Origin of the sequence: Allokutzneria albata (assembly GCF_900103775.1) — a bacterium.
GTDB classification, from domain to species: domain Bacteria; phylum Actinomycetota; class Actinomycetes; order Mycobacteriales; family Pseudonocardiaceae; genus Allokutzneria; species Allokutzneria albata.
Genome location: NZ_LT629701.1, coordinates 8,183,861 through 8,206,553 on the forward strand (window position 1 = coordinate 8,183,861; position 22,693 = coordinate 8,206,553).

Annotated in this window: 23 protein-coding genes and 2 pseudogenes; 16 read left to right on the forward strand and 9 right to left on the reverse strand. The window is 70.1% G+C overall.

Annotated features, from left to right (window positions below; genetic code table 11):
* The first annotated feature begins 8 nt into the window (after positions 1-8).
* The 5 genes and pseudogenes from solA to BLT28_RS37605 all read left to right on the forward strand — a co-directional run bounded on the left by solA (position 9) and on the right by BLT28_RS37605 (position 4,187).
* Positions 9-1,139, forward strand: a complete 1,131-nt coding sequence (solA, locus tag BLT28_RS37590; protein WP_030428410.1) for an N-methyl-L-tryptophan oxidase — start codon at positions 9-11, stop codon at positions 1,137-1,139.
* On the forward strand, positions 1,136-2,248 hold the full coding sequence (locus tag BLT28_RS37595; RefSeq protein WP_030428409.1) for an aromatic ring-hydroxylating oxygenase subunit alpha: 1,113 nt from the start codon (positions 1,136-1,138) through the stop codon (positions 2,246-2,248). The genes solA and BLT28_RS37595 overlap by 4 nt, the downstream gene beginning before the upstream one ends.
* Before the next feature lie 73 nt (positions 2,249-2,321).
* Positions 2,322-2,714, forward strand: a pseudogene (locus BLT28_RS42315) (aldehyde dehydrogenase family protein); the annotation flags it as partial.
* 10 nt (positions 2,715-2,724) lie between these two features.
* Positions 2,725-2,922, forward strand: coding sequence for an HNH endonuclease (locus BLT28_RS42320; protein WP_030428408.1), 198 nt, complete (start codon positions 2,725-2,727; stop codon positions 2,920-2,922).
* An 83-nt stretch (positions 2,923-3,005) separates the two neighbouring features.
* On the forward strand, positions 3,006-4,187 hold the full coding sequence (locus tag BLT28_RS37605) for a hypothetical protein (RefSeq protein WP_030428407.1): 1,182 nt from the start codon (positions 3,006-3,008) through the stop codon (positions 4,185-4,187).
* A gap of 332 nt (positions 4,188-4,519) precedes the next feature.
* Here the strand turns inward: BLT28_RS37605 and BLT28_RS37610 are convergent, their stop codons facing one another.
* Positions 4,520-6,238, reverse strand: coding sequence for an AfsR/SARP family transcriptional regulator (locus BLT28_RS37610; RefSeq protein WP_081900149.1), 1,719 nt, complete (start codon positions 6,236-6,238; stop codon positions 4,520-4,522).
* A gap of 87 nt (positions 6,239-6,325) precedes the next feature.
* Entirely contained in the window at positions 6,326-7,576 is a 1,251-nt protein-coding gene (locus BLT28_RS37615) for a glycosyltransferase (RefSeq protein WP_030428405.1), read from the reverse strand.
* Positions 7,577-7,676: 100 nt separating this feature from the next.
* Here BLT28_RS37615 and BLT28_RS37620 point away from each other — a divergent pair, with 100 nt between their 5' ends.
* Genes BLT28_RS37620 through BLT28_RS37630 form a run of 3 tightly spaced genes read left to right on the forward strand, consistent with a single transcriptional unit; the run spans position 7,677 to position 9,601 of the window.
* Entirely contained in the window at positions 7,677-8,831 is a 1,155-nt protein-coding gene (locus BLT28_RS37620; RefSeq protein WP_162184814.1) for a glycosyltransferase 87 family protein, read from the forward strand.
* The gene (locus BLT28_RS37625; protein ID WP_030428403.1) at positions 8,818-9,255 is read left to right on the forward strand and encodes an SRPBCC family protein; all 438 of its coding nucleotides are present in this window, start codon (positions 8,818-8,820) and stop codon (positions 9,253-9,255) included. The genes BLT28_RS37620 and BLT28_RS37625 overlap by 14 nt, the downstream gene beginning before the upstream one ends.
* Before the next feature lie 34 nt (positions 9,256-9,289).
* Positions 9,290-9,601 carry an ArsR/SmtB family transcription factor gene (locus BLT28_RS37630; RefSeq protein WP_030428402.1) on the forward strand — a complete coding sequence of 104 codons (312 nt, stop codon included), beginning with the start codon at positions 9,290-9,292 and terminating at the stop codon, positions 9,599-9,601.
* A gap of 115 nt (positions 9,602-9,716) precedes the next feature.
* Here BLT28_RS37630 and BLT28_RS42325 read toward each other — a convergent pair.
* Together BLT28_RS42325 and BLT28_RS37635 are read right to left on the reverse strand one after the other, a co-directional pair.
* Positions 9,717-9,870, reverse strand: a pseudogene (locus BLT28_RS42325) (helix-turn-helix transcriptional regulator); the annotation flags it as partial.
* Positions 9,871-9,873: 3 nt separating this feature from the next.
* On the reverse strand, positions 9,874-10,536 hold the full coding sequence (locus BLT28_RS37635) for a TetR/AcrR family transcriptional regulator C-terminal domain-containing protein (protein ID WP_030428400.1): 663 nt from the start codon (positions 10,534-10,536) through the stop codon (positions 9,874-9,876).
* Between the two features lie 71 nt (positions 10,537-10,607).
* Between BLT28_RS37635 and BLT28_RS37640 the strand changes: the two genes are divergently transcribed.
* The 4 genes from BLT28_RS37640 to BLT28_RS37655 all read left to right on the forward strand — a co-directional run bounded on the left by BLT28_RS37640 (position 10,608) and on the right by BLT28_RS37655 (position 12,961).
* A complete protein-coding gene (locus tag BLT28_RS37640; protein WP_030428399.1) occupies positions 10,608-11,561 on the forward strand; it encodes a quinone oxidoreductase family protein in 954 nt (317 codons plus the stop codon).
* A 43-nt stretch (positions 11,562-11,604) separates the two neighbouring features.
* Positions 11,605-12,024, forward strand: coding sequence for an organic hydroperoxide resistance protein (locus BLT28_RS37645; protein ID WP_322788476.1), 420 nt, complete (start codon positions 11,605-11,607; stop codon positions 12,022-12,024).
* Between the two features lie 45 nt (positions 12,025-12,069).
* Positions 12,070-12,573, forward strand: a complete 504-nt coding sequence (def, locus tag BLT28_RS37650; protein ID WP_030428397.1) for a peptide deformylase — start codon at positions 12,070-12,072, stop codon at positions 12,571-12,573.
* A 70-nt stretch (positions 12,574-12,643) separates the two neighbouring features.
* Entirely contained in the window at positions 12,644-12,961 is a 318-nt protein-coding gene (locus BLT28_RS37655) for a DUF3040 domain-containing protein (RefSeq protein ID WP_030428396.1), read from the forward strand.
* On the opposite strand, the gene BLT28_RS37660 is transcribed toward BLT28_RS37655, so the two are convergent.
* On the reverse strand, positions 12,915-14,459 hold the full coding sequence (locus BLT28_RS37660; RefSeq protein WP_030428395.1) for an NCS1 family nucleobase:cation symporter-1: 1,545 nt from the start codon (positions 14,457-14,459) through the stop codon (positions 12,915-12,917). The genes BLT28_RS37655 and BLT28_RS37660 overlap by 47 nt on opposite strands.
* 150 nt (positions 14,460-14,609) lie before the next feature.
* A complete protein-coding gene (locus BLT28_RS37665) occupies positions 14,610-15,671 on the reverse strand; it encodes a glycoside hydrolase family 5 protein (RefSeq protein ID WP_030428394.1) in 1,062 nt (353 codons plus the stop codon).
* A gap of 203 nt (positions 15,672-15,874) precedes the next feature.
* On the opposite strand from BLT28_RS37665, the gene BLT28_RS37670 reads away from it, so the two are divergent.
* Both BLT28_RS37670 and BLT28_RS37675 read left to right on the forward strand, forming a co-directional pair.
* A complete protein-coding gene (locus BLT28_RS37670) occupies positions 15,875-16,387 on the forward strand; it encodes a winged helix-turn-helix domain-containing protein (protein WP_030428393.1) in 513 nt (170 codons plus the stop codon).
* Positions 16,388-16,398: 11 nt separating this feature from the next.
* Positions 16,399-17,631: an MFS transporter gene (locus BLT28_RS37675; protein WP_030428392.1), complete on the forward strand. Its 1,233-nt coding sequence runs from the start codon at positions 16,399-16,401 to the stop codon at positions 17,629-17,631.
* On the opposite strand, the gene BLT28_RS37680 is transcribed toward BLT28_RS37675, so the two are convergent.
* Positions 17,593-19,200 carry a PucR family transcriptional regulator gene (locus tag BLT28_RS37680; protein ID WP_030428391.1) on the reverse strand — a complete coding sequence of 536 codons (1,608 nt, stop codon included), beginning with the start codon at positions 19,198-19,200 and terminating at the stop codon, positions 17,593-17,595. The genes BLT28_RS37675 and BLT28_RS37680 overlap by 39 nt on opposite strands.
* Before the next feature lie 124 nt (positions 19,201-19,324).
* Here BLT28_RS37680 and BLT28_RS37685 point away from each other — a divergent pair, with 124 nt between their 5' ends.
* Both BLT28_RS37685 and BLT28_RS37690 read left to right on the forward strand, forming a co-directional pair.
* Positions 19,325-20,410 carry a carboxylate-amine ligase gene (locus tag BLT28_RS37685; protein WP_030428390.1) on the forward strand — a complete coding sequence of 362 codons (1,086 nt, stop codon included), beginning with the start codon at positions 19,325-19,327 and terminating at the stop codon, positions 20,408-20,410.
* 57 nt (positions 20,411-20,467) lie between these two features.
* The gene (locus BLT28_RS37690) at positions 20,468-20,866 is read left to right on the forward strand and encodes a hypothetical protein (RefSeq protein ID WP_030428389.1); all 399 of its coding nucleotides are present in this window, start codon (positions 20,468-20,470) and stop codon (positions 20,864-20,866) included.
* A 6-nt stretch (positions 20,867-20,872) separates the two neighbouring features.
* Here the strand turns inward: BLT28_RS37690 and BLT28_RS37695 are convergent, their stop codons facing one another.
* Positions 20,873-22,039 (reverse strand): glutathionylspermidine synthase family protein, encoded by a 1,167-nt coding sequence (locus BLT28_RS37695; protein WP_030428388.1) that lies wholly within the window; start codon positions 22,037-22,039, stop codon positions 20,873-20,875.
* 79 nt (positions 22,040-22,118) lie between these two features.
* Positions 22,119-22,520: a hypothetical protein gene (locus BLT28_RS37700; RefSeq protein ID WP_030428387.1), complete on the reverse strand. Its 402-nt coding sequence runs from the start codon at positions 22,518-22,520 to the stop codon at positions 22,119-22,121.
* Positions 22,521-22,693: the final 173 nt, after the last annotated feature.

Here is a 22,693-nt window from a genome sequence, read left to right on the forward strand (position 1 = left end):
GAGGAACGATGTACGACGTCATTGTTGCCGGGTTGGGCGGAATGGGCAGCGCCGCCGCGCACCAGCTGGCGAGCAGGGGAGCGCGGGTGCTCGGCCTGGAGAGGTTCGGCCCGGCGCACGACAAGGGCTCCAGTCACGGCGGATCGCGGATCATCCGGCAGTCCTACTTCGAGGACCCGGCGTACGTGCCGCTGCTGCTGCGCGCGTACGAGCTGTGGGAGAAGCTCGAACGCGACACCGGGCGCGAGATCCTGTCGATGACCGGCGGTGTGATGGTCGGCCCGCCGTCGAGCAAGACCGTCGCGGGAAGCCTGCGTTCGGCTCGGGAGTGGGATCTCCCGCACGAGATGCTGGACGCTGGGGAGATCCGCGAGCGGTTCCCGACGCTCGCGCCGAAACCGGATGAGGTCGCGCTGTACGAGCGGCGAGCGGGCTTCGTCCGTCCTGAAGAGACGGTCACGGCGCACATCCAGCTCGCCTCAGCGCAGGCCGACCTCCGTTTCGAGGAGCCGGTGCTGCGCTTCGAGTCCACTTCGGACGGTGTTCGGGTGATCACCGCGAAGGGGTCCTACGAGGCGGGGGAGCTGGTGATCTGCCCCGGGGCGTGGGCGCCGGAGCTGCTGGCCGACCTCGGCGTCCCGTTCGCCATCGAACGCCAGATCCAGTACTGGTTCGAGCCCGCCGGCGGAGTTGAGCCGTTCGACCTCGGCCACCACCCCATCTACATCTGGGAAGACGCGGCCGGAGTGCAGGTCTACGGCTTCCCGGCGCATGACGGTCCGGCCGGTGGCGCGAAGGTCGCGTTCTTCCGCAAAGGTGTCCCGTGCACCCCGGAGACGATCGACCGCACGGTGTACCAGGAGGAGATCGACGCGATGGCCGGACACATGGCCGCGTGCATCCCCTCCCTGCCGGGCCGGTTCCTCCGCGCCGCCACGTGCATGTACACCACCACGCCCGACGAGCACTTCGTGATCGCCCGCCACCCCGCGCACGAGCGGGTCACCGTCGCCTGCGGGTTCTCCGGGCACGGCTTCAAGTTCGTGCCCGTGGTCGGCGAGATCCTGGCCGACCTCGCCCTCACCGGCCGCACCGAGCACCCGATCGCACTGTTCGACCCGAGCAGGAGCTTCACATGACCTCTTCGCTGATCCCCACCCTGCCCGGCCGCGACTACACCGACCCCGACACCTTCCGCCGCGAGCAGGAACGCATCTTCGAGCAGATGTGGTTCTGCGCGGTCAGATCCGACGAACTGGCCAAGCCGGGCGCCTTCCGGACTGTCCACATCGGATGCGAGAGCGTCATCGTCACCCGCGGCCGCTCGGGCGCTCCGCGCGCGTTCCTCAACATCTGCAGGCACCGCGGAGCGAAGCTCTGCGTCGAGGAGACCGGCGAGGTGCGTCGCGCGTTCCAATGCCCGTACCACGCGTGGACCTACGACCTGGACGGCAAGCTGATCGCGGCGCCGAACCTGACCAAGATGCCCGACATCGACCGCACGGCCTACGGGCTGGTCGGCGTGCACCTGCGGGAATGGCTCGGCTACGTGTGGGTGTGCCTGGCCGAGGAACCGCCGTCGTTCGAGGACACCGTGCTGCGCGAGGTCGTCGACCGGCTCGGCGACGCGGAGTCGCTCGACCGCTACCAGGTCGCCGAACTCTCGCTCGGGCGGCGGATCACCTACGACGTCAAGGCGAACTGGAAGCTGATCGTCGAGAACTTCATGGAGTGCTACCACTGCGCGACGATCCACCCCGAGCTGACCGAGGTGCTGCCGGAGTTCGCCGACGGGTACGCCGCGCAGTACTACGTCGGCCACGGTGCGGAGTTCGCCGCGGAGGCCAAGGGCTTCACCGTCGACGGGAGCGAGGGATTCGGGCGCCTGCCCGGGATCGGCGACGACCAGAACCGGAGGTACTACGCGATCACCATCAAGCCGCAGGTGTTCGTCAACATGGTGCCCGACCACGTCATCATCCACCGGATGTTCCCGCTCGCGGCCGATCGCACGGTGGTGGAGTGCGACTGGCTGTACTCGCCGGAGGTCGTGCGCGAGGGCCGCGACGTCTCGCGCTCGGTCGAGCTGTTCCACCGGGTGAACCAGCAGGACTTCGACGCGTGCGAGCGCTGCCAGCCCGCGATGGGCTCGCGCGCCTACCGCTGCGGCGGTGTGCTGGTGCCCAGCGAGCACCACATCGGGGAGTTCCACAAGTGGGTGGTCGAACGGACGGCTGACAACGGATAGTCGCCTTCCTTCGGCCGGGGCGGAGGTCCGGCGGGTGGGCTAGGGGTGGATCACTCGGCAGAAGGGACCTCCGATTCCTGAGCTGTACATCGGCGGCAGGTGGGAGTCGGCCCGCGCCGGAGGGCGGCGCGAGATCCGGTGTCCTGCCGACGACGCCGTCGTGTCTACTGTGGACGAAGCGACCCGCGAGGACACCGAGGCCGCGATCGCCGCCGCCAGAAAGGCTTTCGACACCTGGCCCTGGCCGCGCACGCCCGCGCCCGAGCGCGCAGCACTGCTGCTGGCGGTCGCCGACCTGCTCCAGCGCGACAAGGCGGAGTTCGCCCGCGCGGAGTCGCTGGACACCGGCAAGCGCCTGGTGGAGAGCGAGTACGACATCGACGACGTCACGGCCTGCTTCCGCTACTTCGCGACTCAGGTCGGGGCGGAGTCGGGGCGCGTTGTCGACGCCGGGCAAGCCCAAAGCCCATCATGTTGTGCACTGGAGCAACGGCGGGCCGACCAGCCTGGACAACATGGTCCTGCTCTGCTCGCACCACCATCACCTACCGCACCACGGAGACTGGGAAATCCGCTTCGAGGGCGGGTTGCCGGTGTTCATCCCACCCGGGTGGGTGGACCCGGAGCGCACAGCGCGGCGCAACATCCGGCTGGATCAGCGGCTCGCCTGCTGAATGGCGGATGACCAGGCTCATCGGCGGTGGGAGAATCACGCGAAGGGGCAACATCTCGTCGATCACCCACGATGGAGGCCGTCATGCGTGTGGTCGGGCTGTTCCTCGCCGTCGTTCTGGGCCTGGCCGGACTTGCGGCTCCGGCGGGCGCGGCGGTGCCGTTTCCGCGCGTCGACGCGAGCCGGTTCGTCTACGTCCAAGGGCAGACGTTCGCGGTGTACAAGTCCAACATGGACGCGCTGGAGCGCAACGCCCAGCTGAAACCCAAGGGGCTCAACGATGTTCTCGCCAGCGCGAATCGCAAGGGGCGGGCGCTGTGCCGCGGGACGCATCTCGAGTCGGGACTCTCGCCCAAAGGCTTCTGCTGGCAGGACGGGGAAGACGACGACGCCAACGCGTGGATTCCGCAGGGGCTGACGGGATCGGGCGACGCGCAGGCCGACGGGACCGTCGGGGGGAAGCGGATCATCGCGGCCAGCTGGCACACTCAGGGGGACACCTTCACCAGGGTCTCCTTCCTCGACGAGAAGACGTTGGCGTACCGGCACGTGCTGCTGGTGGAACCGCACGCGGCCGGGGACTTCCGGGCGATCTCCAGTCACGGGGACGGTCTGTCGTGGTACGGGAACTACCTCTACCTGGCGCAGGGGAGCGTGCTGCGTGTGTTCGACCTGCGGCACTTCTGGGCGATGGACACCGCGCCCGCGCACGTGGGGCGCAATGCCAACGGGCGGTTCTCGGCGCGGTACCACGCATGGGCGCTCCCGCAGATCGGGGCCTACTGGTACGAGGGCGGCGGCTGCGCCGCCATCAACGGGGGCAAGCCCTGCTCCTCCAGTCTCTCGCTGGACCGGGGGACGAACTCCATGATCGTTTCGGAGCACGTCGCCAAAGGCGGGAACGGGCGAGTGGTGCGGTGGCCGCTCGATCCCGGAACGGGATTGCTTCGAACTGAGCCGAATGGATCGGTCCGCGCCGTCGAGGCATTCCGCTCGCCGGTGTGGGGTATGCAGGGCGCCGTCGCGCACAACGGCTACGTGATCGTCTCCGGCGCGTGCGCCCAGCACGCGGGCAAACCCGTCGACCTGCCCAGCTGCCTGCACGGCGGAGTGGCCGGGCAAAGCATTTCCCAGTTGACCGAGGCTCCTGTCAACAACCAGAACCTGTCCTACTGGCCCGCGACCGGTGAGTTGTGGTTGATGAACGAGCAGCTGCGGGAACGCGTGGTCGTGCACGTGCCCTGGCGTGCCCTGACCGGTAAGTAATTCCGTGGAGGCACGCGCTTAATCTGCGTGCCCTTCGTTTGCTTGAGGAAGATTTTACGTCGGGACAGGCCCAGGACCAGGATCTTTTCCTGGTTCAGGTCTGGCCGAATTCTGAAGGATTGTCAGCTTGACTTCACTTTCCCGGGTGCGACCCTAAATGTGCGTTAAGGCAGCGGTGATGCAGGTCACACTCGGATAATGGTGTGATCGGGCGTCTGCTAGCTTTGCCCTCGATCGATTCCGGGTAGCACCCCGGCAGAATCGAAATCAGCAGAACTTCATTCCCGCCGGTGATCTGTGCGCCCTGGTCACCGGCCTGCGGGGCGGTCGGCTCAAGTCAGGACCCCCAGCCCGACTTGGGCCGGCCTGCCCTCCCCCTCGGGTGCGCAGTGCTCCCTGGCGAGGAGCCGGAACAGATCCGGCATCCGGTACCGGTCCTCACCACCGGCGAGCAGCACCCGGGACGCGGCGAGGCTTTCCAGTAGCCGAGCCGCCTTCTCCGAGCTCACTCCGGCGAGCGCCCCAGCTACCGCCGGAGTGATCTCGGAGAACCCCAGCAGTCCCAGCCGCCGGAACAGCCGGCCCGCGTGCGGGCCCAGGGCGTGCACGCTGCTCGCCAGCGTCGCACGCAGGTCCAGTCCGCCGTGGCGCAGCTCCGTCAGCCGGCACGCGTCGTCAGCGAGCCGGTCGGACAGCCGCTGCAGCGTCCACTGTGGATGGTCGGCGAGCTTGGCGCCCACGATGCGGAGCGCGAGCGGCAAACCCTCGCACAGGAACGCGATGCGCCGTGCCGCGAGCTGTTCGGCGGCCACCCGGTGCTCGCCCGCGAGGGTGCTGAGCAGGGCGAGCGACTCCTGCGAGCTCAAACCGGTCAGCTCCACGCGGTGCGCGCCCGCCAGCCCGGTCAGCCGCCTACGCGAGGTGACCAGCACGGCGCAGTCGCCCGCGCCCGGCAGTAACGGCGCCACCTGCTCCTCGTCGGCGACGTTGTCCAACACCACAAGCACGCGGCGCTGCGCGAGGACGCTGCGGTAGAGCGCGGTGCGTTCGGCGGGACCCTCGGGGACCGGCGAGCCGAGCGCGCGCAGGAACCCGGCCAAAGCGTCCATTGTGGACACGGGATCGCGCAGGTCCACGTAGAGCTGTCCGTCGGGGAAAGCGGTGCGCAGCCGGTGGCCGACGCGCACGCCGAGCGCGGACTTCCCGGTCCCGACAGCCCCGGTGATCACCGCGAGCGGTGGGGCGTAACCGGAGGACGGCCCCGTCAGGGTGGCGCACAGCTGGTCGGCCTCGGCGATCCGGCCGGTCAGGTCTCCGATGTCGGCAGGCAGCTGGGCGGGCCGGATCTCCAGTGGCGCGGCGGTGATCTGCTGCTCGACCTGGAGCAGGTACGCGCCGGGCTCGGTCAGTGCGGCGCGGGCCGCGTCGAGCGCGCGCAGCGCTTCGGTCTGCCGCCCCGAACGGTGCAGGGCCGTCATGAGCAGGCCGTGCAGCCGTTCGCGCAACGGATACCGCTCGACCAGCCGGGTCAGCGCGGGAACCAGGTCGCCGCCGCGGCCCAGTTCCAGCTCCAGCTCGGCATACTCCTCGGTGACCTCCGCGCGCCGTTGTTCAAGGGCCTCGGTGTCCACGCCGATGCCGGGGAGCACCGGGCCACGGAACTCCTCCAGCGCCTCGCCCAGGTACCGCGCCTTGTCCTCCCGGCGCGCCGCGGCCCGGCCCGTGCGGACCAGCGCCTCGAACCAGCGCAGATCCAAGCGGTGGCCGTCCAGCTCCACCAGGTAGCCGGGGGAGCGGGTGACGATCACCCCGGGATCACCGCCGGAACCGGCGAAAACCTTGCGCAGCCCGGAAACCGCGATCTTGACCTGCTTGCGCGCGGCGGCGGCCGGGCGGTCCGGCCACGCCGAGGCGACCAGCTCGTCCACCCCGACGACCTGCCCGGCGCGCAACAGCAGGACGGCCAGGAGCGCGCGTTGCCGCTTCCCGTTGACCGGGATGCGGCCCCGCTCGCCCCTGACCTCCAAATCTCCCAGGACCCGGAATTCCATCTGGCACCCCCCTGCCCTGTGACCAGGATGCCGTTGCGCGCTGAAGGCTCGCTAAATACCGAGCGGATACCGCGGCCATACCGGGTGCTACAACCGGTTCAGGTACTCCACCACCGGTGCGGGCCCGTCCTCGGCGTTGATCAGCTTCGCCAGCGCGGTCGTGCGTTCGCGGTAGCCCGGCTCGGTCACCGCCGCGTGGATCGCGGCACCGAGCCGGTCCGCGGTGATCGACTGCATCGGGACCGCGGGGGTGGCGACACCGAGCTCGGCCAGCCTGACCGACCAGAACGGCTGGTCGGCCAGCACCGGAACGGGGACCGCGGGCACGCCCGCCCGCATCGCCGCCGCGGAGGTGCCCGCGCCCGCGTGGTGCACGACCGCGGCCATCTGGGGGAACAGCCACTCGTGCGGCACATCGCCGATGGAGATCACGTTCTCGTCCGCCACCGAACTCAGGTCCGCCCAGCCCGCCTGGATCACGCCGCGCACCCCGGCCTGCCGCAGCGCGGTCGCGGCGAGACGGCCGAGCCGTTCGCCGTCACCGGGGACCATGCTGCCGAAGCCGATGAACACCGGCGGCGGACCCGCGTCGAGGAACTCCACCAGCTCCGCGGGCGGTTCGTAGCCGGGCGCGACGTGCGGCCACCAGTAGCCGGTGACCTCAAGGCCCTCGCGCCAGTCGGCCGGGCGCGGGATCACGTGCCTGCTGTAGCCGTGGAAGGCGGGCCACTTCTCGGCGTCCTGCCTGCGCAGCGCATCGCCGATGGCGATCTTCGGCAGTCCGAAGCGCTCGCGGACGGCGGCGGTGGCCGAGCCCATGGTCATGGCCAGCACGCGGGTCATCGCCCGCCCCGCGAGCAGGTTGCCGACCGGACCGAACGAGCCGCCCTTGCTCAGCACGGGCGCGAACTCGCGGGTGGGGTAGCCGGGCGCGAGGAACACCCCGGCGCTGGGGATGCCCAGGCCCTTGGCGGTCACGTAGCCGACCGAGGCGACCAGCGGAGCCGCCAGCAGGACGTCCGGCCCCTCCTCCGCGGCGACCTCCGCGAGGGCCAGGGCGCCGTTGACCATCTCGCTTTTCAGCACCTTCATCTGCCTGAACAGGCCGACTGCGGAGGACTTGGACTGCGACCACCGCTGGCCGTGAGCCGACTGCATGGTCTCGCGCGGATCTCCGGGCAGACCGCGGAAGCCGAGCCCGCACGCGCGCACGTACTCCTCGAAGGCGCCGTGCGTGACGATGGTGACCTTGTGCCCTTCAGCTGCCAAGCGCACGCCGAGCCCTGTGTAGGGGGCGACATCCCCACGAGAACCGGCGGTCGCGAGTAGGACATGCATGGCTGGATCTCCCGGACACGATGCTCGACCCCGCAAGCGGGTCTTCGGAAAAGAGCGGTCGACGACAACGCTAGCTCCGGGCCGCTGTATGAAGGCACGCGTGGTGCGCACTCGGAACAATCTCCTTGCCCTCGCGGCGGCGGTCGTGCTAACAGCGCTGTTCACCTGGGGATCGACGCTGATCGACCTCCAGGTGTACCGAGCGGGCGGGCACGCCTGGCTCAACGGACTGCCGCTGTACGGCGACGGATTCCCCTACCTGCCCAGCGACACGGGGTTGCCCTTCACCTACCCGCCGATCGCCGCGGTGCTCTTCGCCCCGCTCGCGCTGCTGCCGATGACCGGCGCGGTGATGGTGCTGACGTTGCTGACCGTGCTCGCGCTGGCCGGGACCTGCGTGCTCGTCGTGCGCCACCTCGGCAGGAACTGGTTGCTGGGATTGGGTTTCACGCTGCTGTGCGTGCTGGTCGAGCCGGTGCGCTCGACGTTGTGGCTCGGCCAGATCAACGTGCTGCTGATGGTCGCCGTCGTCGCGGACTGCCTGCTGCCGAGGACGCCGTGGCCGCGCGGGCTGCTGATCGGCCTGGTGGCGGCGATCAAGCTGACTCCGGCGGCGTTCGGTCTGTACTTCGTGGTGGCGCGGCAGTGGCGGCCGGCAGGCAACGTGGTCCTGGGCTTCCTCGGTGCCACCGCACTGGGATTTCTCTTGGCGCCCAAAGATTCCCTGGCCTATTGGTTCGGTGTTCTCGCCAAGACCGACCGGATCGGCGCGTCGTGGTCGCGGGACAACCAGTCACTGCGCGGGCTGCTCGCGCGGAGCGGCCTGCCGGAATCGACCGTCGTCGCGTTGTGGGCCGTGGGTGTCGTGGTGGTCGTCGCGGTGTCGTGGTTCGTCGCGGCCCGGCTGCGGCGACGGGGCGAGGACCTGCTGGCGCTGACCGTGGTCGCGGTGGCGGGGCTGCTCGCGTCGCCGGTGTCGTGGACGACGCACTGGGTGTGGGTGGTGCCCGCGCTGATCGGGCTGGTGCTCGCGCGGAACCGGGTGTGGCTGGCGGTGGTGGCGGTGTTCTTCGCCGAGCCGCACCGGCTGATGTCGCCGCACGGGCACTTCCTGTGGTGGCAGCACCTGGTCGGCAACGCCTACCTGATCATCGCCGCCGCACTACTTGTGCAACTCATCGGTTGCACATCGCGGGAGGATGTGCAACTCTTGGGTTGCGCCAAACGAGAGGACGTGCACCATGAGCAGCACTGACCGCATCGAGCGGGAGCTTGTGATCAACGCGCCGGTCGCCCGGGTGTGGGCCGCGATCACCGAGCCGGACCAGATCATGAAGTGGCTGGGGGACTTCGCCGAGATCGACCTGCGGCCCGGTGGCCGGATGGTCTTCGGCTGGTCCGCCCACGGCCGGTTCAACGCCGTGATCGACGAGGTCGAGCCGACCTCGCGGCTGGTCTACCGCTGGAGCAGCGAGGACGGGGCGGAGGTGACCGACGGGAACTCCACGCGGGTCGAGTACAGCCTGGCGGCGGAGGGCGCGGGGACTCGGCTTCGCTTGGTGGAGACCGGATTCGACGCGCTCGCCTACGAGCCCGAGGTGCGGGCCGCCAAGCACGCGGACAACGTCGGTGGCTGGCGGGCCGAGCTCGGCGAGTTGAAGGAGTACGTGGAAGCGTGACTTCCGGCGACGTGGTCTTCTCAGCGGAGGCGGCATGACGGTCGACGAGGTTCTCGCGGCGCTCGCCGATCCGATGCGCAGGCGGGTGCTGGACCTCATCGCGGCGCGGGGGGAGTGCTCGGCGACCGTGCTCGCCGCCGAGCTCCCCGTGACCAGGCAGGCCGTGGTCAAGCACCTGGGGGTGCTGGAGAAGGCGGCCCTGGTGGAGGGGCGGCGGCACGGTCGAGAGGTGCGCTACGCCGTGCGCCCGGAGGCCCTGGGTGCGACCGCGCGGTGGATGGACCACGTGGCGGCGGAGTGGGACCGCAGGCTCGCGGCGATCAAGCGGATCGCGGAGGAGCCGTAGCGAAGTTCGCGGGGTCGTCGTCGGGCAGCGTCCAGCCCGGCACCAGCACCGGCGGGGACACGCCGAGAACGATCAGCGCGGAGATCGTGCTGGACGTGAGCGGTCGACATGGCCACTCTCGGTAGAGCTGGGTGAACGGTTCGCGGCCGAAGACCGCCTCGACCGGGAGGCCGAACACCGCGCAGATGCGAAAGGCCAGGTCGAGGCTGGGGGCAGTGGTCGCCCCGTTCGAGCGCGGCGCGGCTCACGCCCCGCTCGGCGCGGAGCACGGGCTACCGGTCGAGCAGGGGCTCCAGGCCGCCGATGAGGGCGTTCAGGCCGAACTCGAACTGGGCGTCCCCGCCGCTGGTCGCGGCCAGCTCGCCCGCGAGGTCCACGACGGTCGGGTAGTCCACTTCGGACAGTGAGGCCATGGTCGCGCGCAGCCGCCGCCGTCCTTCGCGGTCCTGCTTCTCCGCGTTCATCTGGGACTCCCACAGCGCGGCGCCGAGCACGAAGGTGAACAGCGTCGTGTGCGCCCGCGCGGCGTCCTCCTTGCTGAAGCCCGCTTCTCGCAGCGCGCGCACGACCGTTTCCGTCGCCGCGGCGGTTTCCGGGCCCTTGAGCGGGCGACCGGCCAGGATGCGCAGCAGGCACGGGTGCTCCAGCAGCAGCTCCCGCAGTCCGGTCGCGATCGAGCGGATCTGGTGCTGCCACGGGCCTTGCGCGGTGGAGAGCTGTCGCGCCCCGAGCAGGTGGTCGCGGACGGCGTCGACCAGTTCGTCCTTGTTGCGGAAGTACGTGTAGAGCGCCATCGGGCCGACGCCCAGTTCCTTGGCGAGTGCGCGCAGGCTGAACGCCTCGACGCCGTCGGCCGTCATCAGCCGCAGCGCGGTGGTGACGATCAGGTCCGGGTTGAGGGTGTTGCGCGGGGCCCTCGTGCGCTTGTCGGACATCACTTCTCCCGGTCGCCGACGCTACTGTACGGTGTACTGTACGCCGTATAGAACAGCGAGAGGCAACGTCCATGCGCGCAGTGCAGATCACCGAGTTCGGTGGCCCCGAGGTGCTGACCCCGACCGACCTGCCGGACCCCGTCGCCGGGCCCGGTCAGCTGCTGATCGCGGTGGACCGGGCGGGCGTCAACTACGCCGACACCCACCAGGTCGAGAACTCCTACCTGGCCCCGGCGTCGCTGCCGCTGGTCCCGGGTGGTGAGGTCGTCGGCCGCACCGAGGACGGGCGCCGCGTCGTCGCGCTGCTCAACGGTGGCGGCTACGCGGAGAAGGCCGTCGCGGCCGAGCACAGCGCGTTCGACGTGCCCGAAGGCGTCAGCGACGGCGCCGCGCTGGCGCTGGTGCTCCAGGGGACGACCGCCTGGCACCTGCTGCGGACCTCCGCGCGGATGGCCGAAGGGGAGACCGTCGTCGTGCACGCCGCGGCCGGGGGCGTCGGCTCCCTCGCGGTGCAGTTGGCCAAGCAGTGGGGCGCGGGCCGCGTCATCGCCACCGCGTCGACGGAGGCCAAGCGCGCCAAGGCCGTCGAGCTCGGTGCGGACGTCGCGGTGGACGGCGCTCCCGAGGGCCTGAAGGAGCGGCTCATCGAGGCCAACGGCGGCAAGCGCGTCGACATCGTGCTGGAGATGGTCGGCGGCCCCACCTTCGACGCTTCCCTTGCCGCGCTTGGTCGTTTCGGCAGGCTCGTCACTTACGGGTCGGCCTCGCGGGAGGCCGCGACGCCGGTCGTCCCGGCCGCGCTGATGCGGGGCTCCAAGTCCGTCGTCGGTTTCTGGCTGGCCGACTGCTTCGGCGCTCCCGGCATGATCGCCGGCCCGCTGGTCGAGCTGTTCGCGCTCGCCGGGAAGGGACAGCTCACCGCGGTCGTCGGCGGCGACTACCCGCTGTCCGAGGTCGCCAAGGCGCACAACGACATCCGCGCTCGCCGCACCGTCGGCAAGCTGCTCCTCGACCCCAGCCGCTGACCCAGCCGTCACCGACCACGGCATCCAGGAGGTTTCCATGAGCATCAGCAAGGTTCTCTACACCGCGCGCGCCACCGTGGACGGCGGGCGCGAGGGCAAGTCGGTCAGCGGGGACGGCCGCCTCGACGTGGCGCTCGCCCCGCCCGCCGAGCTGGGTGGTTCCGGCAACGGCACCAACCCCGAGCAGTTGTTCGCCGCCGGGTTCGCCGCCTGCTTCCACAGCGCGCTGAAGTTGGTGGCGCGCAAGGAGAAGCTGGACGTCACCGGCTCCACCGTCGCCGCCGAGGTGGGCATCGGGCCGCTGACCGAGGGCGTGGGCTACGGGCTCAGCGCGCACCTCGTCGTGAGGGTGCCTGGCCTGGACCGCGCGGTCGCCGAACGGCTCGTCGAGGCAGCAGACCAGGTGTGCCCGTACTCCAACGCCACCAGGGGCAACATCCCGGTCAGCCGCACGGTCGCCTGACCCCGGTGGTTAAGCTCCCCGGGAGTCTTCGAAGGGGGAGGGAAGATGGCGATCCGGCCGCTGCGCTATTTCGGTGACCCGGTGTTGAAGTCACCGTCGGAGCCGGTGACGGTGTTCGACGCCAAGCTGAAGTCCCTTGTGGACGACCTGATGGAGACGGTCACCCTGCCGGGCCGCGCCGGGCTCGCCGCGCCGCAGATCGGGGTCGGGCAGCGCGCGTTCAGCTACCTCGTCGAGGGGCAGCACGGCTACGTGATCAACCCGGAGATCGTCGAGCTGTCGGAGAAGATCCAGGACGGCGTGGAGGGCTGCCTGTCCGTGCCGGGGATGAACTTCCCCACCCGCAGGGCCGCGTTCGCCACCGTGCGCGGCGTGGACGTGAACAACGAGCCCGTCGTGGTGAGCGGCCGCGGCGAGCTGGCCCGGTGCCTGCAGCACGAGACGGACCACCTCGACGGGCTGCTCTACCTCGATCGGCTCGATCCCGCGCAGCGCAAGGAAGCCTTCCGCCTGGCCCGCGCCTCGGACTGGTTCTGGAAGTCCCGCTGAGCCGAGTTTGACCGGCCGCGGCGCCGGGCACCCGGGGAGCGCCAAGCCTCGCGCAGCCACGGGAGACGCCATGCTGAGCCAGGACGACCAGGCCCGCTTCCGGGAGATCGAACGCCACCTCGCCCAGGAGGACCCGCGCTTCGCGCGAGCGCTCGGCGAGGGCCGTCCTCGACGTCCGGCGGGGGACGTGTGCTTGTGGGCGGTGACGGTGTTCGCGCTCGCCGCGGTCGCCATCGTCACCGCCGTCCTGGCGATGTCGTTCTCCCTGCTGCTCTTCGGAGCGGTGCTGATCGGCGCGGGGATGCTGTTGCGCCGCAGGCACATCCACCGCGGCCAGCGGCTCAGCCCACCACGCGAGCAGCCTCCCGGCGCCGCTGCGGCAGGCTGAGCAGCACGTAGACCACCAGCGCCACCACCAGCCCGACCGCCCAGCTGTAGTCGTAGAGCGGCTTCAGCAATGGGATCAGCCCGTCCTCGGGGAAGGGCCCCTTGCCGGGCTCGGAGTACGCGCCGCCGACGGCCGCCACGCTGCCGACGACCGTGGCCACCACCGCGTTGAGGTTCCAGCCGCCGGTGAACCAGTACCGCCCGCCCCGCCGGTAGAGGTCGGGCAGGTGCAGCTCCTTCTTGTCCAGCAGCCAGTACCCGGCGGCGAGCACGCCCGCGATCGAGCCGAGCAGCCCGCCGTAGAAGCCCAGCCACACGTAGATGTAGATGTTCGGGTCGGCGACCAGGTGCCACGGCTGGATGGCGATGCCGAGCACGCCGGTGATCAGCCCGCCGACCCGGAAGCTGATCAGCCGGGGCGCGGCGTTGGAGAAGTCGTAGGAGGGGCTGACCACGTTGGCCGCCACGTTCACCGACAGCGTCGCCACCATGACCGTGAACAGGCTCAGCGCCACCACGAGCGGGTTGTCGAACTTCTCGGTGAGCTTGATCGGGTCCCAGATCGCCTCGCCGTAGATCACCGCGGTGCCCGAGGTGATGAAGATCGACAGCAGCGCGAAGAAGGACATCGTGGTGGGCAGGCCGAGCACCTGGCCGAGCGCCTGCTGCCGCTGGCTGCCGCCGAAACGGGTGAAGTCCGGCATGTTCAGCGACAGGGTGGACCAGAAGGCGATCATGCCCATCAGCGAGGGCGCGAACACGCTCCAGAACTCGACGCCCCAGCCCAGCTTGGACGGCTGCTCCAGGATCGGGCCGACCCCGCCCGCCTCGACCAGCACCCACACCAGCAGCGCGACGGCGGCCACGATCACGAACGGCGCCGCCCAGTTCTCGAAGCGCCGCAAGGTCTCCATGCCCCGCCAGATGATCACCATCTGGACCGCCCAGAAGAACAGGAACGCCGCCCACAGCGTCCACGGCTGGCCGAGCACCCGGTCGGCGTCGCGCCACCAGGAGCCGAGCAGCTTCCCGGCCAGCGCGTAGATCGCCTCACCACCGATCCAGGTCTGGATGCCGAACCAGCCGCAGGCGATGAACGCGCGCAGCAACCCGGCGAAGTTCGCGCCGCGCACCCCGTAGAAGGCGCGGGCGAACACCGGGAACGGCACGCCGTACTTGGTGCCCGCGTGGCTGTTGAGCAGCATCGGGATCAGCACCAGCAGGTTGCCGAGGGTGATCGTGACGAAGGCCTGCACCCAGCTCATGCCCAGCGCGATCAGCCCGGAGGCCAGCAGGTAGCTGGGGATGTTGTGCGCCATGCCGATCCACAGCGCGGCGAAGTTGTAGGTGGTCCACGTGCGCCTGGCGATCGGTACCGGAGCCAGTTCCTCGTTGTAGTACGGGCTGTGCTCGATGGAGGCCGGATCGGTCAGTTCCACCCGTCCGTCGGCTTGCGCGGTCTGGCTTTCATCGCTCGGTGGAGAGGAGGGCAGCGCCATGGATCACTCCTCGTTTCTGCTGGTGGGCACACATCGTCGGGGGCGAAGGCGGCGTGCGGGAGGGGCAGAGTGTCACAGCTTTGCCCAGTTGACCACACACTCTGTCCATTCGCGCCCGCCGATGGTGCCCACCCGCAGAGCGTCAGCCGATCAGCCGCGGACGCGGTCCCTGATCCACCGGCCCGCCTCCTTGAGCACCCCGGTGCCGGCGAAGGTGTTGCCCGCGCAGGTGCCCGTCTTGAACACCGCGCCGGAGCGGTGGTCGTCGGAGAAGTTCCAGTTGATCCAGCTGATCTTCTTCTGCGCCATCAGGTCCAGGTAGCGCTGCGAGCGCGCGAAGTCGTTGGCGCCCTCACCCGCGGAGTTCTGGGTGCCGAACTCCGTCACGAAGACCGGCAGCTTGTCGGCCGCCCTGGACAGCGTGTTCAGGTACTCGTCGTCGTGCGACGCGGCGTAGAAGTGGAAGGTGTACATGAGGTTGCCCAGCGTCAGCGGGTTGTTCGCCACCTCGGACTCGTTCTTGCCGTAGGAGACGCCGAACGAGGACCACGCGGGGGTGCCGACCAGCACGACCGCGTCGCTGTCCTTGGCGCGGATCACCGGGATCAGCTGCTCCGCGTAGCTCTTGATGCGGGACCAGGTGACGCTGTTGCCGTTGGGCTCGTTGGCGATCTCGTAGAGGATGTTCGTCTTGTTCTTGTGCCGCTCGGCGATCTCGGTGAAGAACGTCTTGGCGCGGGCGAGGTTGTAGTTCGGGTCGCCCGGCGTCAGCATGTGCCAGTCGACCAGCGCGTACATCCCGCGCTTGGTGGCCTCCTCGATGTAGTTGTGGACCATGTCGGTGAACTTGCGCGGGTTGGTCTCGTAGCCGCCCTCCTGGATGTACATCGAGATCCGCAGGACGTCCGCGCCCCAGTCGTTGGCGAGGGCGTCCAGCGACGCGGGCTTGACGCACTGGCTGTACCACTGGATGCCGTGCGTGCTCATGCCGCGCAGCTGGATCTGCTGGCCGCTGGAGTTGCAGAGTTTCGTTCCGCAGACCCGGAGTTGGCCGTTCGCGACCGCAGCCCCGCTTGCGGGGGCAAGCATCGGTGCCGTGGACGAGCCCTCAGACGGTACTGACGTCTCGACCGCCGAGGCGCTTGGCGCGAGCAGGGCGCCAGCGAAGACCGCGGTCGCGGAGACGAGCGTGCGAAGCGTGTGCCGACCCATCACTTCTCCTCCCGGAACGGAAGTCGGTGCAGGGATCACCGAGGGGACTTCCGGATGGCGCGCGGCGGCGGTTGGACTGGTTGTCCAGTAAATAGTTAAGTTAGTTTCCTAACAGTGTGACCGATGCTAGTGAGCTGGATCACCGAGAGTCAACCGGCAAAGAACTGTTTGACGGTTGACGCCGGGCAGGCCAGACTCGGGGCATGGAAACCGAGCTGGAGGGGTTGCGGGTGCTCGCCCACCCGCTGCGGCTGCGCATCCTGTCCCTGGTCACCGGGGCGGCGATGAGCGCGGCCGAGGCGGCGCGGGAACTCGGCGAGAGCCAGGCCAACGTCAGCTACCACATGCGCAGGCTGCACGACGCCGGTCTGCTGGAGGTCGCCGAGGAGGTCGAGATCCGCGGCGGCCGGGCCAAGCGGTTCCGGCACAACCACGACAGCGGCGGCCGGGTGAAGGCGCGCGGGCGCGAGGACCACGTGCTGCTCGCCGCGACGATGGGCGCGGAGCTGCGGCGCCGCGCGGGCAGGCGCGCCCTGGACGTCCCGGGAGCGACCACCGACGCCGAGCTGTGGGTCGATCCGGAGGTGTGGAACCGGGTCCGGCAGGCGGTGGTGGAGCTGGCCGAGCGGCTGCACGAGGCCGCCCGCCCGCCGCGCACCGAGGGCACCGTGCACGTCAACGCCACCATCGCGTTGTTCCAGATGGAGGACGAGTGAGCCTGCCCGGAATGCGAAAGCCGTTGCGGCACAAGCCGTTCCGCTTCCTCATGGCGGGCAGGACGATCGTCCACCTCGGCAACGCGGTCGCGCCCATCGCCCTGGCCTTCGCGGTGCTCGACCTGACCGGGTCGATGATCGACCTGGGCGTCGTGGTCGGCGCGCGCTCGATCGCCAACGTCGTCCTGCTGCTCTTCGGCGGCGTGCTCGCCGACCGGCTGCCGAGGGCGTTGGTGCTGCAGGGGTCCACGACGCTCGCCGGGCTGACCCAGGGACTCGTGGCGACCAGTGTGCTCGGCGGGTTCGCGTCCGTGCCGCTGCTGATCGGGCTGAGCGTGCTCAACGGGGCCGCGGCGGCCGCATCCATCCCCGCGACCGCTTCCTTCGTGCCGCAGACGGTTCCGGCCGAGCTGCTGCGCCCGGCGAACGCGCTCGCCAGGATGGGCGTCACGACGGCGACGATCGTCGGCACCTCGGCGGGCGGGTTGCTCGTCGCGGCGGTCGGGCCCGGCTGGGGCATCGCCTTCAACGCGGCGACGTTCCTGGCCGCTTCGGTGCTCTTCGGCAGGATGCGCTTCGCGACGGCCGTCGTGTCCACTGTGGAGCGTTCCCGGCCGCTCGCGGAGCTGCGCGAGGGGTGGCGGGAGTTCACCTCGCGCACCTGGGTGTGGGCGGTGGTGCTGCAGTTCATGGTGGTCAACGCGGTGATCGTGGGGACGACCGCGGTGCTCGGCCCGGTGATCGCCGACGCCACCTTCGGCAGGGCGGCATGGGGTGTGGTGCTCGCCGCGGAGATGGCGGGCGCGCTCGTCGGCGGGATCGTCGCCGCGCGGTGGCAGCCCCGGCGCGCGCTGTTCGCCGGCGTCGCGCTCACCCTGGTCGAGGCGGTCCCGCTGGTGGTGCTCGCCGAGGCGCCGAAGGTGCTCTTCCTCGTGCCGACGATGTTCCTCGTGGGCATGGCGATCGAGCAGTTCGTGGTCGGATGGGACGTCGCGCTGCAGCAGAACGTGCCGCCGGACAAGCTCGCCCGGGTGTACTCCTACGACGCGCTCGGCTCGTACGTCGCGATCCCGGTGGGGGAGATGGCGGCGGGACCTCTGGCCGAGCACTTCGGGATGCGCGCGACCCTGGTCGGCGGGGCCGTGCTGCTCGTGCTCGCGACGCTGGGAGCGTTGTGCAGCAAGGAGGTTCGCACGCTCACCAGCTCACAGCGACGCGTCATGAGCGAGCAGGGCGACGTGTAGCGACAGCATGGACTCGGCGTCGTCCAGCGAGATCCCCAGAATCTGCTCGATCCGCGCGAGTTGTTGGTAGAAGGCGGTTCTGGACAGGTGGGCGGCCCCGGCGGCGGCCGACTTGTTCCCGCCGTGCTGGCAGTAGTCCCGCAGTGTGTCGACCAGTCGCGTGTTGTGGAAGCGGTCGTGCGCGAACAGAGCGGAGAGTTCGCGCTCCACGAACGCCCGCACCCGTTGGTCCGCGTGCATCAGGTGCATGAGGCCGCGCAACCGCACGTCCGCGAGCCGGTGGAAGACGCGCGCACCACCGGAGCGCAGCGCTGCCTCCGCCACGTGAGCGGCTTCGGCGAGGCTGCGCGCGGCCTCCGGAACCGCGGTCACGGTGGTGCCGAGCGCGATCACCACCGGAAGCGCCCACGGAGTCGCCGCGACCGTCCTGTGGAGACTTTCGGCGAAGCGGTGCAGCGTCGGATCGACCTCGCCGACCATGGGCAAGGTGAGCAGCGCCCGCACGCTCGTGTCGTCCACAACGCCCACCAGAGCGGGGATTCCGGCCCGGCGCGCGGCGGAGGCGGTCACCTCCGACAGCTCGCGCAGCACCTCCTGGGTGGCCAGCGCGGGTGCCGGCGTCGCCGAGATCGTGGTCCGCGGGCGGACCGAGACGCCGACCAGCCGCCGATCGCCCAGCCGCACGCCGAGCGCCGCCGCGCGGGTCGCCGCGTCCGCGATCGGGCTTCCCGGGGTGAGCAGGTCGATCAGCAGCGCTCGGTGGCTCTGCCGTTCCAGGCTCTCGTCGTCCTTGGCCAGCAAGCGGTTCAGCGCGAGAGCCGACGCGGCGCGCTCGGCGACGACGCTGTGCTGGTGCGACGGTGGTTCGGTGCAGCGCAGCAGGAGCCTGCCCCAGTTGTCCCCGCGCGCGCCGACCATGGTGATCAACCAGCCGGCCGCCTCGTCGTAGCCGGTCTGCGGGGTGGGCCCGTTCTCCCAGGTCGCCAGCAGCTGCGCGGGATCGCCGCCCGCCGCGTCGTAGGCCAGCAGGTGGTGGTCGAGCGACTCCAGCAGCACCGGCAGCCCGGAGAGCCGGGCCACCTCGCGCAGGATCTCGGCGGGCCCCGCGCCGGAGAGGGTGAGCGCGGTGAAGATCTCGTGCACCTGCTCGGTGGCGCGCAGCTCGCGCACCTGGGCACTGGTGATCACCGAGACGATCGCCTCGGTGACCGAGACGAACCGGGTCTCCTCGCCGAGCGCGACCAGCGGGAGGCCGTGCCGCTGCGCCGCGGCGACCAGGGCGGGCGGCAGCTCGGCGGGCCAGCGCCGGACCAGCTCCACCACCAGCCCGGCGACCCCGACCTGGGCCAGCTCCTCGATGTAGCGGGCCAGTCCCGCGTCGTCGGCGGGCAGCGCGATCCCGGTGGTCAGCACCAGCTCCCCGCCGTGCAGCAACCCGGCGATGTCGGCCACCTCGGCCACGTGCACCCAGCGCACCCGGTGGTCCAGCCCGGCCGAGCCCGCCACGACGACCGGCCGTCCGCGACGCAGTTCTGGCAGGGCGAGGACGTCCTCGACCGTCGGGTACATCCGGGCTCCATCTCGCGGCGGCAACGGGAGAACATGACCTTAGGTCGTGACACGTCCCCGGCGGAGCGGTGTGAGGTCCACAGCGGCGGGATTGGGATGTTCTCGCAACGGGAACGATCGAGACGTGGAACCGTTGACGGTGGGTGTCGAAGAGGAGTTCCTGCTGGTCGACGCCAAGACCAGGCAGCTGTCCTGGCAGGGCCCGGCGCTGCTGCGTGCCGCTCCGGACACCGAGGGCGACCTCCAGACCGAGCTGACCCGGTGCCAGGTGGAGTCGGCGACACCGGTCTGCACCACGGCGTCGGAGGTGCTGGAGAAGCTGCGCGAGCTGCGCGGCACGCTCGCCGCTCAGGCCAGGAGCCGGGGCCTGCGGCTGATCGCCAGCGGCACCGCGCCGCTGCACGAGTCCGCGCCACCGCAGCTCACCAACAACCCGCGCTACCGCAGGATCTCCGAGCACGCGGGCGCGCTGGCGATGTCCTCACCGTGCTGCGGCTGCCACATCCACGTCGGTGTCCCGGACCGCGAGACCGGGGTGCAGGTGATCAACCACCTCCGGCCGTGGCTGCCCGTGCTGCTCGCGCTGAGCGTGAACTCGCCGTGCTCCGACGGCGTCGACACCGGCTACCAGAGCTGGCGTTCCCTGTCCTGGTCCCAGTGGCCGAGCGCGGGCCCGCCCCCGCGCTTCACCTCGCACGCCGCGTACGAGGAGGCCGTGCGCGAGCTGCTGGCCAGCGGCGCCGCGCTGGACCGCGGAATGATCTATTGGGACGTCCGGCTCTCCGACGAGTGGCCGACCGTGGAGCTGCGGGTCTGCGACGTCGCGCCGACCGCCGAGGAGGCGACCCTGCTCGCCGTGCTGGCCCGGGCCCTGGTGACCAGGGCGGTGCACTCCACCGCCCCGGTGCCGCCGCTGTCGCACCACGCGTTGCGCGCGGCGTTGTGGCGGGCGGCGCGCGACGGCGTCTCCGGTCAGGGCTACGACGTGCACACCGGCCGCCTCGCGCCGATGTCGGCGTTGGTGGAGCGGCTGGTCGAGTGGACGGTCCCGGTGCTGGAGCAGTACGGCGACCTCGGGTACGTGGAGTCGACACTGCAGCGCCTCGCGCGGATCGGGTCCGGTGCGGCGCGGCAGCGGGCGGCGCTGGCCGACGGCGGTCTCAAAGGCTTGGTGGACATGCTTTCGGAGCAGACCGAACCGATTGCCTGATCGAGGGGATTGGCGTGTTCTTCTGTGCGCGCAACCCCTACTGAAGGAGACGCCCCGATGCGTGCAGGCCGAATCGCCCTCATCGCCACCGCCGCCCTGAGCACGGTCTTGTTCGCCGCCCCGAGCGCACTGGCCGCGCCCCTGACCTCCGACGCAGTCGGCGGCGACGTGACGTGCGACGTGAAGGGCCGTGGCTGGGAGGACAGCACGTTCACTTGCAAGATCCGCGACACCAAGGCGGACGGCCACACCGCGGCCATGGAGTACCGACTGCACTACAGCTGGAGCAACAACAAGAGCGAGTCGAAGTACGTGAAGAACCAGAACGGTCACGGCACCACCCGCACCTGGACGGGGACGTGGGCGGAAGGTGTCTCCCTGGAGTTCCGGGCGGTCGTCCTCCGCACCTTCAACAGCTACGGGGACTGGAAGCGCGTCAACGGTGAGCGCGGCTGAGGCGGTTCAGCCCTCGCGGACGCGGTGCGGCACGAACGCCGCGCCGTCGTCCGTCACCAGTCCGCAGGTCTCTCGGATGCCGAGCCCGGCCGAGGCGTCGCCGACGGTCCAGGCGCCCAGGACCGGCCGGTAGGAGTCGAACTCCGGGAGCGGGGCGAACTCCTGGTAGACGTGGCCTTCCTTGCCGTAGTGGCCCTCGGTGCTGGTTTCGTACCCGGCGGCGACGATGTCCACGTTGGCGCCCTCGCGGCCCAACAGCGGCTTGCGCACGTACTCGGTCAGCGGCCCCGGCCCGCCGAGGAACGACGGCAGCAGGTTCTTGTGCCCGGGGTACATCTCCCACAGGATCGCCAGCAAAGCCTTGTTGGACAACAACATCTTCCACAGCGGCTCGATCCACAGCGTGCCGGGCAGGCTCTCGACGACCTGGCGGCCGAAGCGCTCCTCGACGATCCACTCCCACGGGTAGAGCTTCGCCACCGTGGACATCGGCGCGTCGGCGAGGTCCACGAAGCGGTTGCTCGACGGGTCCCAGCCGATGTCCTGCACGGCCAGCCCGCTGGTGCGCAGCCCGGCCTCCGCGGCGGTCTCCTGCATGTAGGAGATGGTCAGGTGGTCCTCGCCGGAGTGGTTGGCCCTGGACCACGCGAAGTGCACCTCGGGGGAGCCGAGCCGGTCGCCGACCAGCCTCCACCGTTCGACCAGCTTCTCGTGGAGGGAGTTCCACTGGTCGTCACCGGGGAAGACCTCGGTGACCCAGTACCACTGGATCACCGCCGCCTCCAGCAGCGAGGTCGGGGTGTCCGCGTTGTACTCCAGCATCTTCGCCGGCCCGGACCCGTCGTAGCGCAGGTCGAAGCGGCCGTAGACGTCCGGATCGCGCCGCCGCCACGACTCGGCGATCGCCGGCCACACCCACTCCGGGATGGCGAAGTCCCGGTAGCGCTCGGTGCTCACCACCAGGTCGACGGCCTCCAGGCACATCGAGTGCAGCTCCTCGACGTCGGCCTCCAGGGCCAGCACCTCGTCCATCTCGAACACGTAATGAACGGATTCGTTCCAGTAGGGGCGCAGTTCCCCGTTCGCCGTGACGGCGGGTTCGCCGAAGACGAGTCCCTGCCGGGCGATGGTCTCCTGCCAATTCGGGCGCTGTGGTGCGGTTTTCCTGAACACGGTGAACCTTCTGGTGTGGGGCGGAAACGGTTCGGATCCGGCGGCCCGGACCCGAACCGCGAATGGAACGCGAGCGAAATTACGATCCGCCGCAGTTCTTCTTGCACTTGCCGTTCTCGTCGCGGCATTCCTTCGGGCAGTCGTCATCCGCCCCGAGGCCCCCGCGGACGATCTTCGAGTCGCGGACCAGGGTCGATCCCGGGAAGGTCGCTGGGGCCGCCGCTGCCCGCTCCTGCCCGCCCGCCGAACCCGGGTAGAAGTAGCGGTACTGGGCGTTTCCGCTGTTCGGGGTCATGGTGAAGACCGCGTCGGTGCCTGCCCGGCCGGAGCAGGACTCCACAGGGACCGCCGGGGACACCGGGGCGGCCGCCGCGTAGGGGCCGGACACCAGGCCGACCAGTCCGACGGCGACTCCGCTGCCGATGAGCAACCGTCGACGCAGTTTCTTTTCGGAGCCACCCGAAATGTTGTCGGCGCGCATGAGAATCCCTCTGCTCTATTCGTTTCCTGGAACTGGGCGCCGCCGACGGTATCGTGCCCCGAGTTGCCCCGGCCAGGGGGCTGAGTGAATTGAATGCATTCGTGTGAGGTGACCCGAATGGCCCTCTTGTTTTATTGAGCACTTTTTGAGCTGCCCCTGATGAAGGCTTTTCC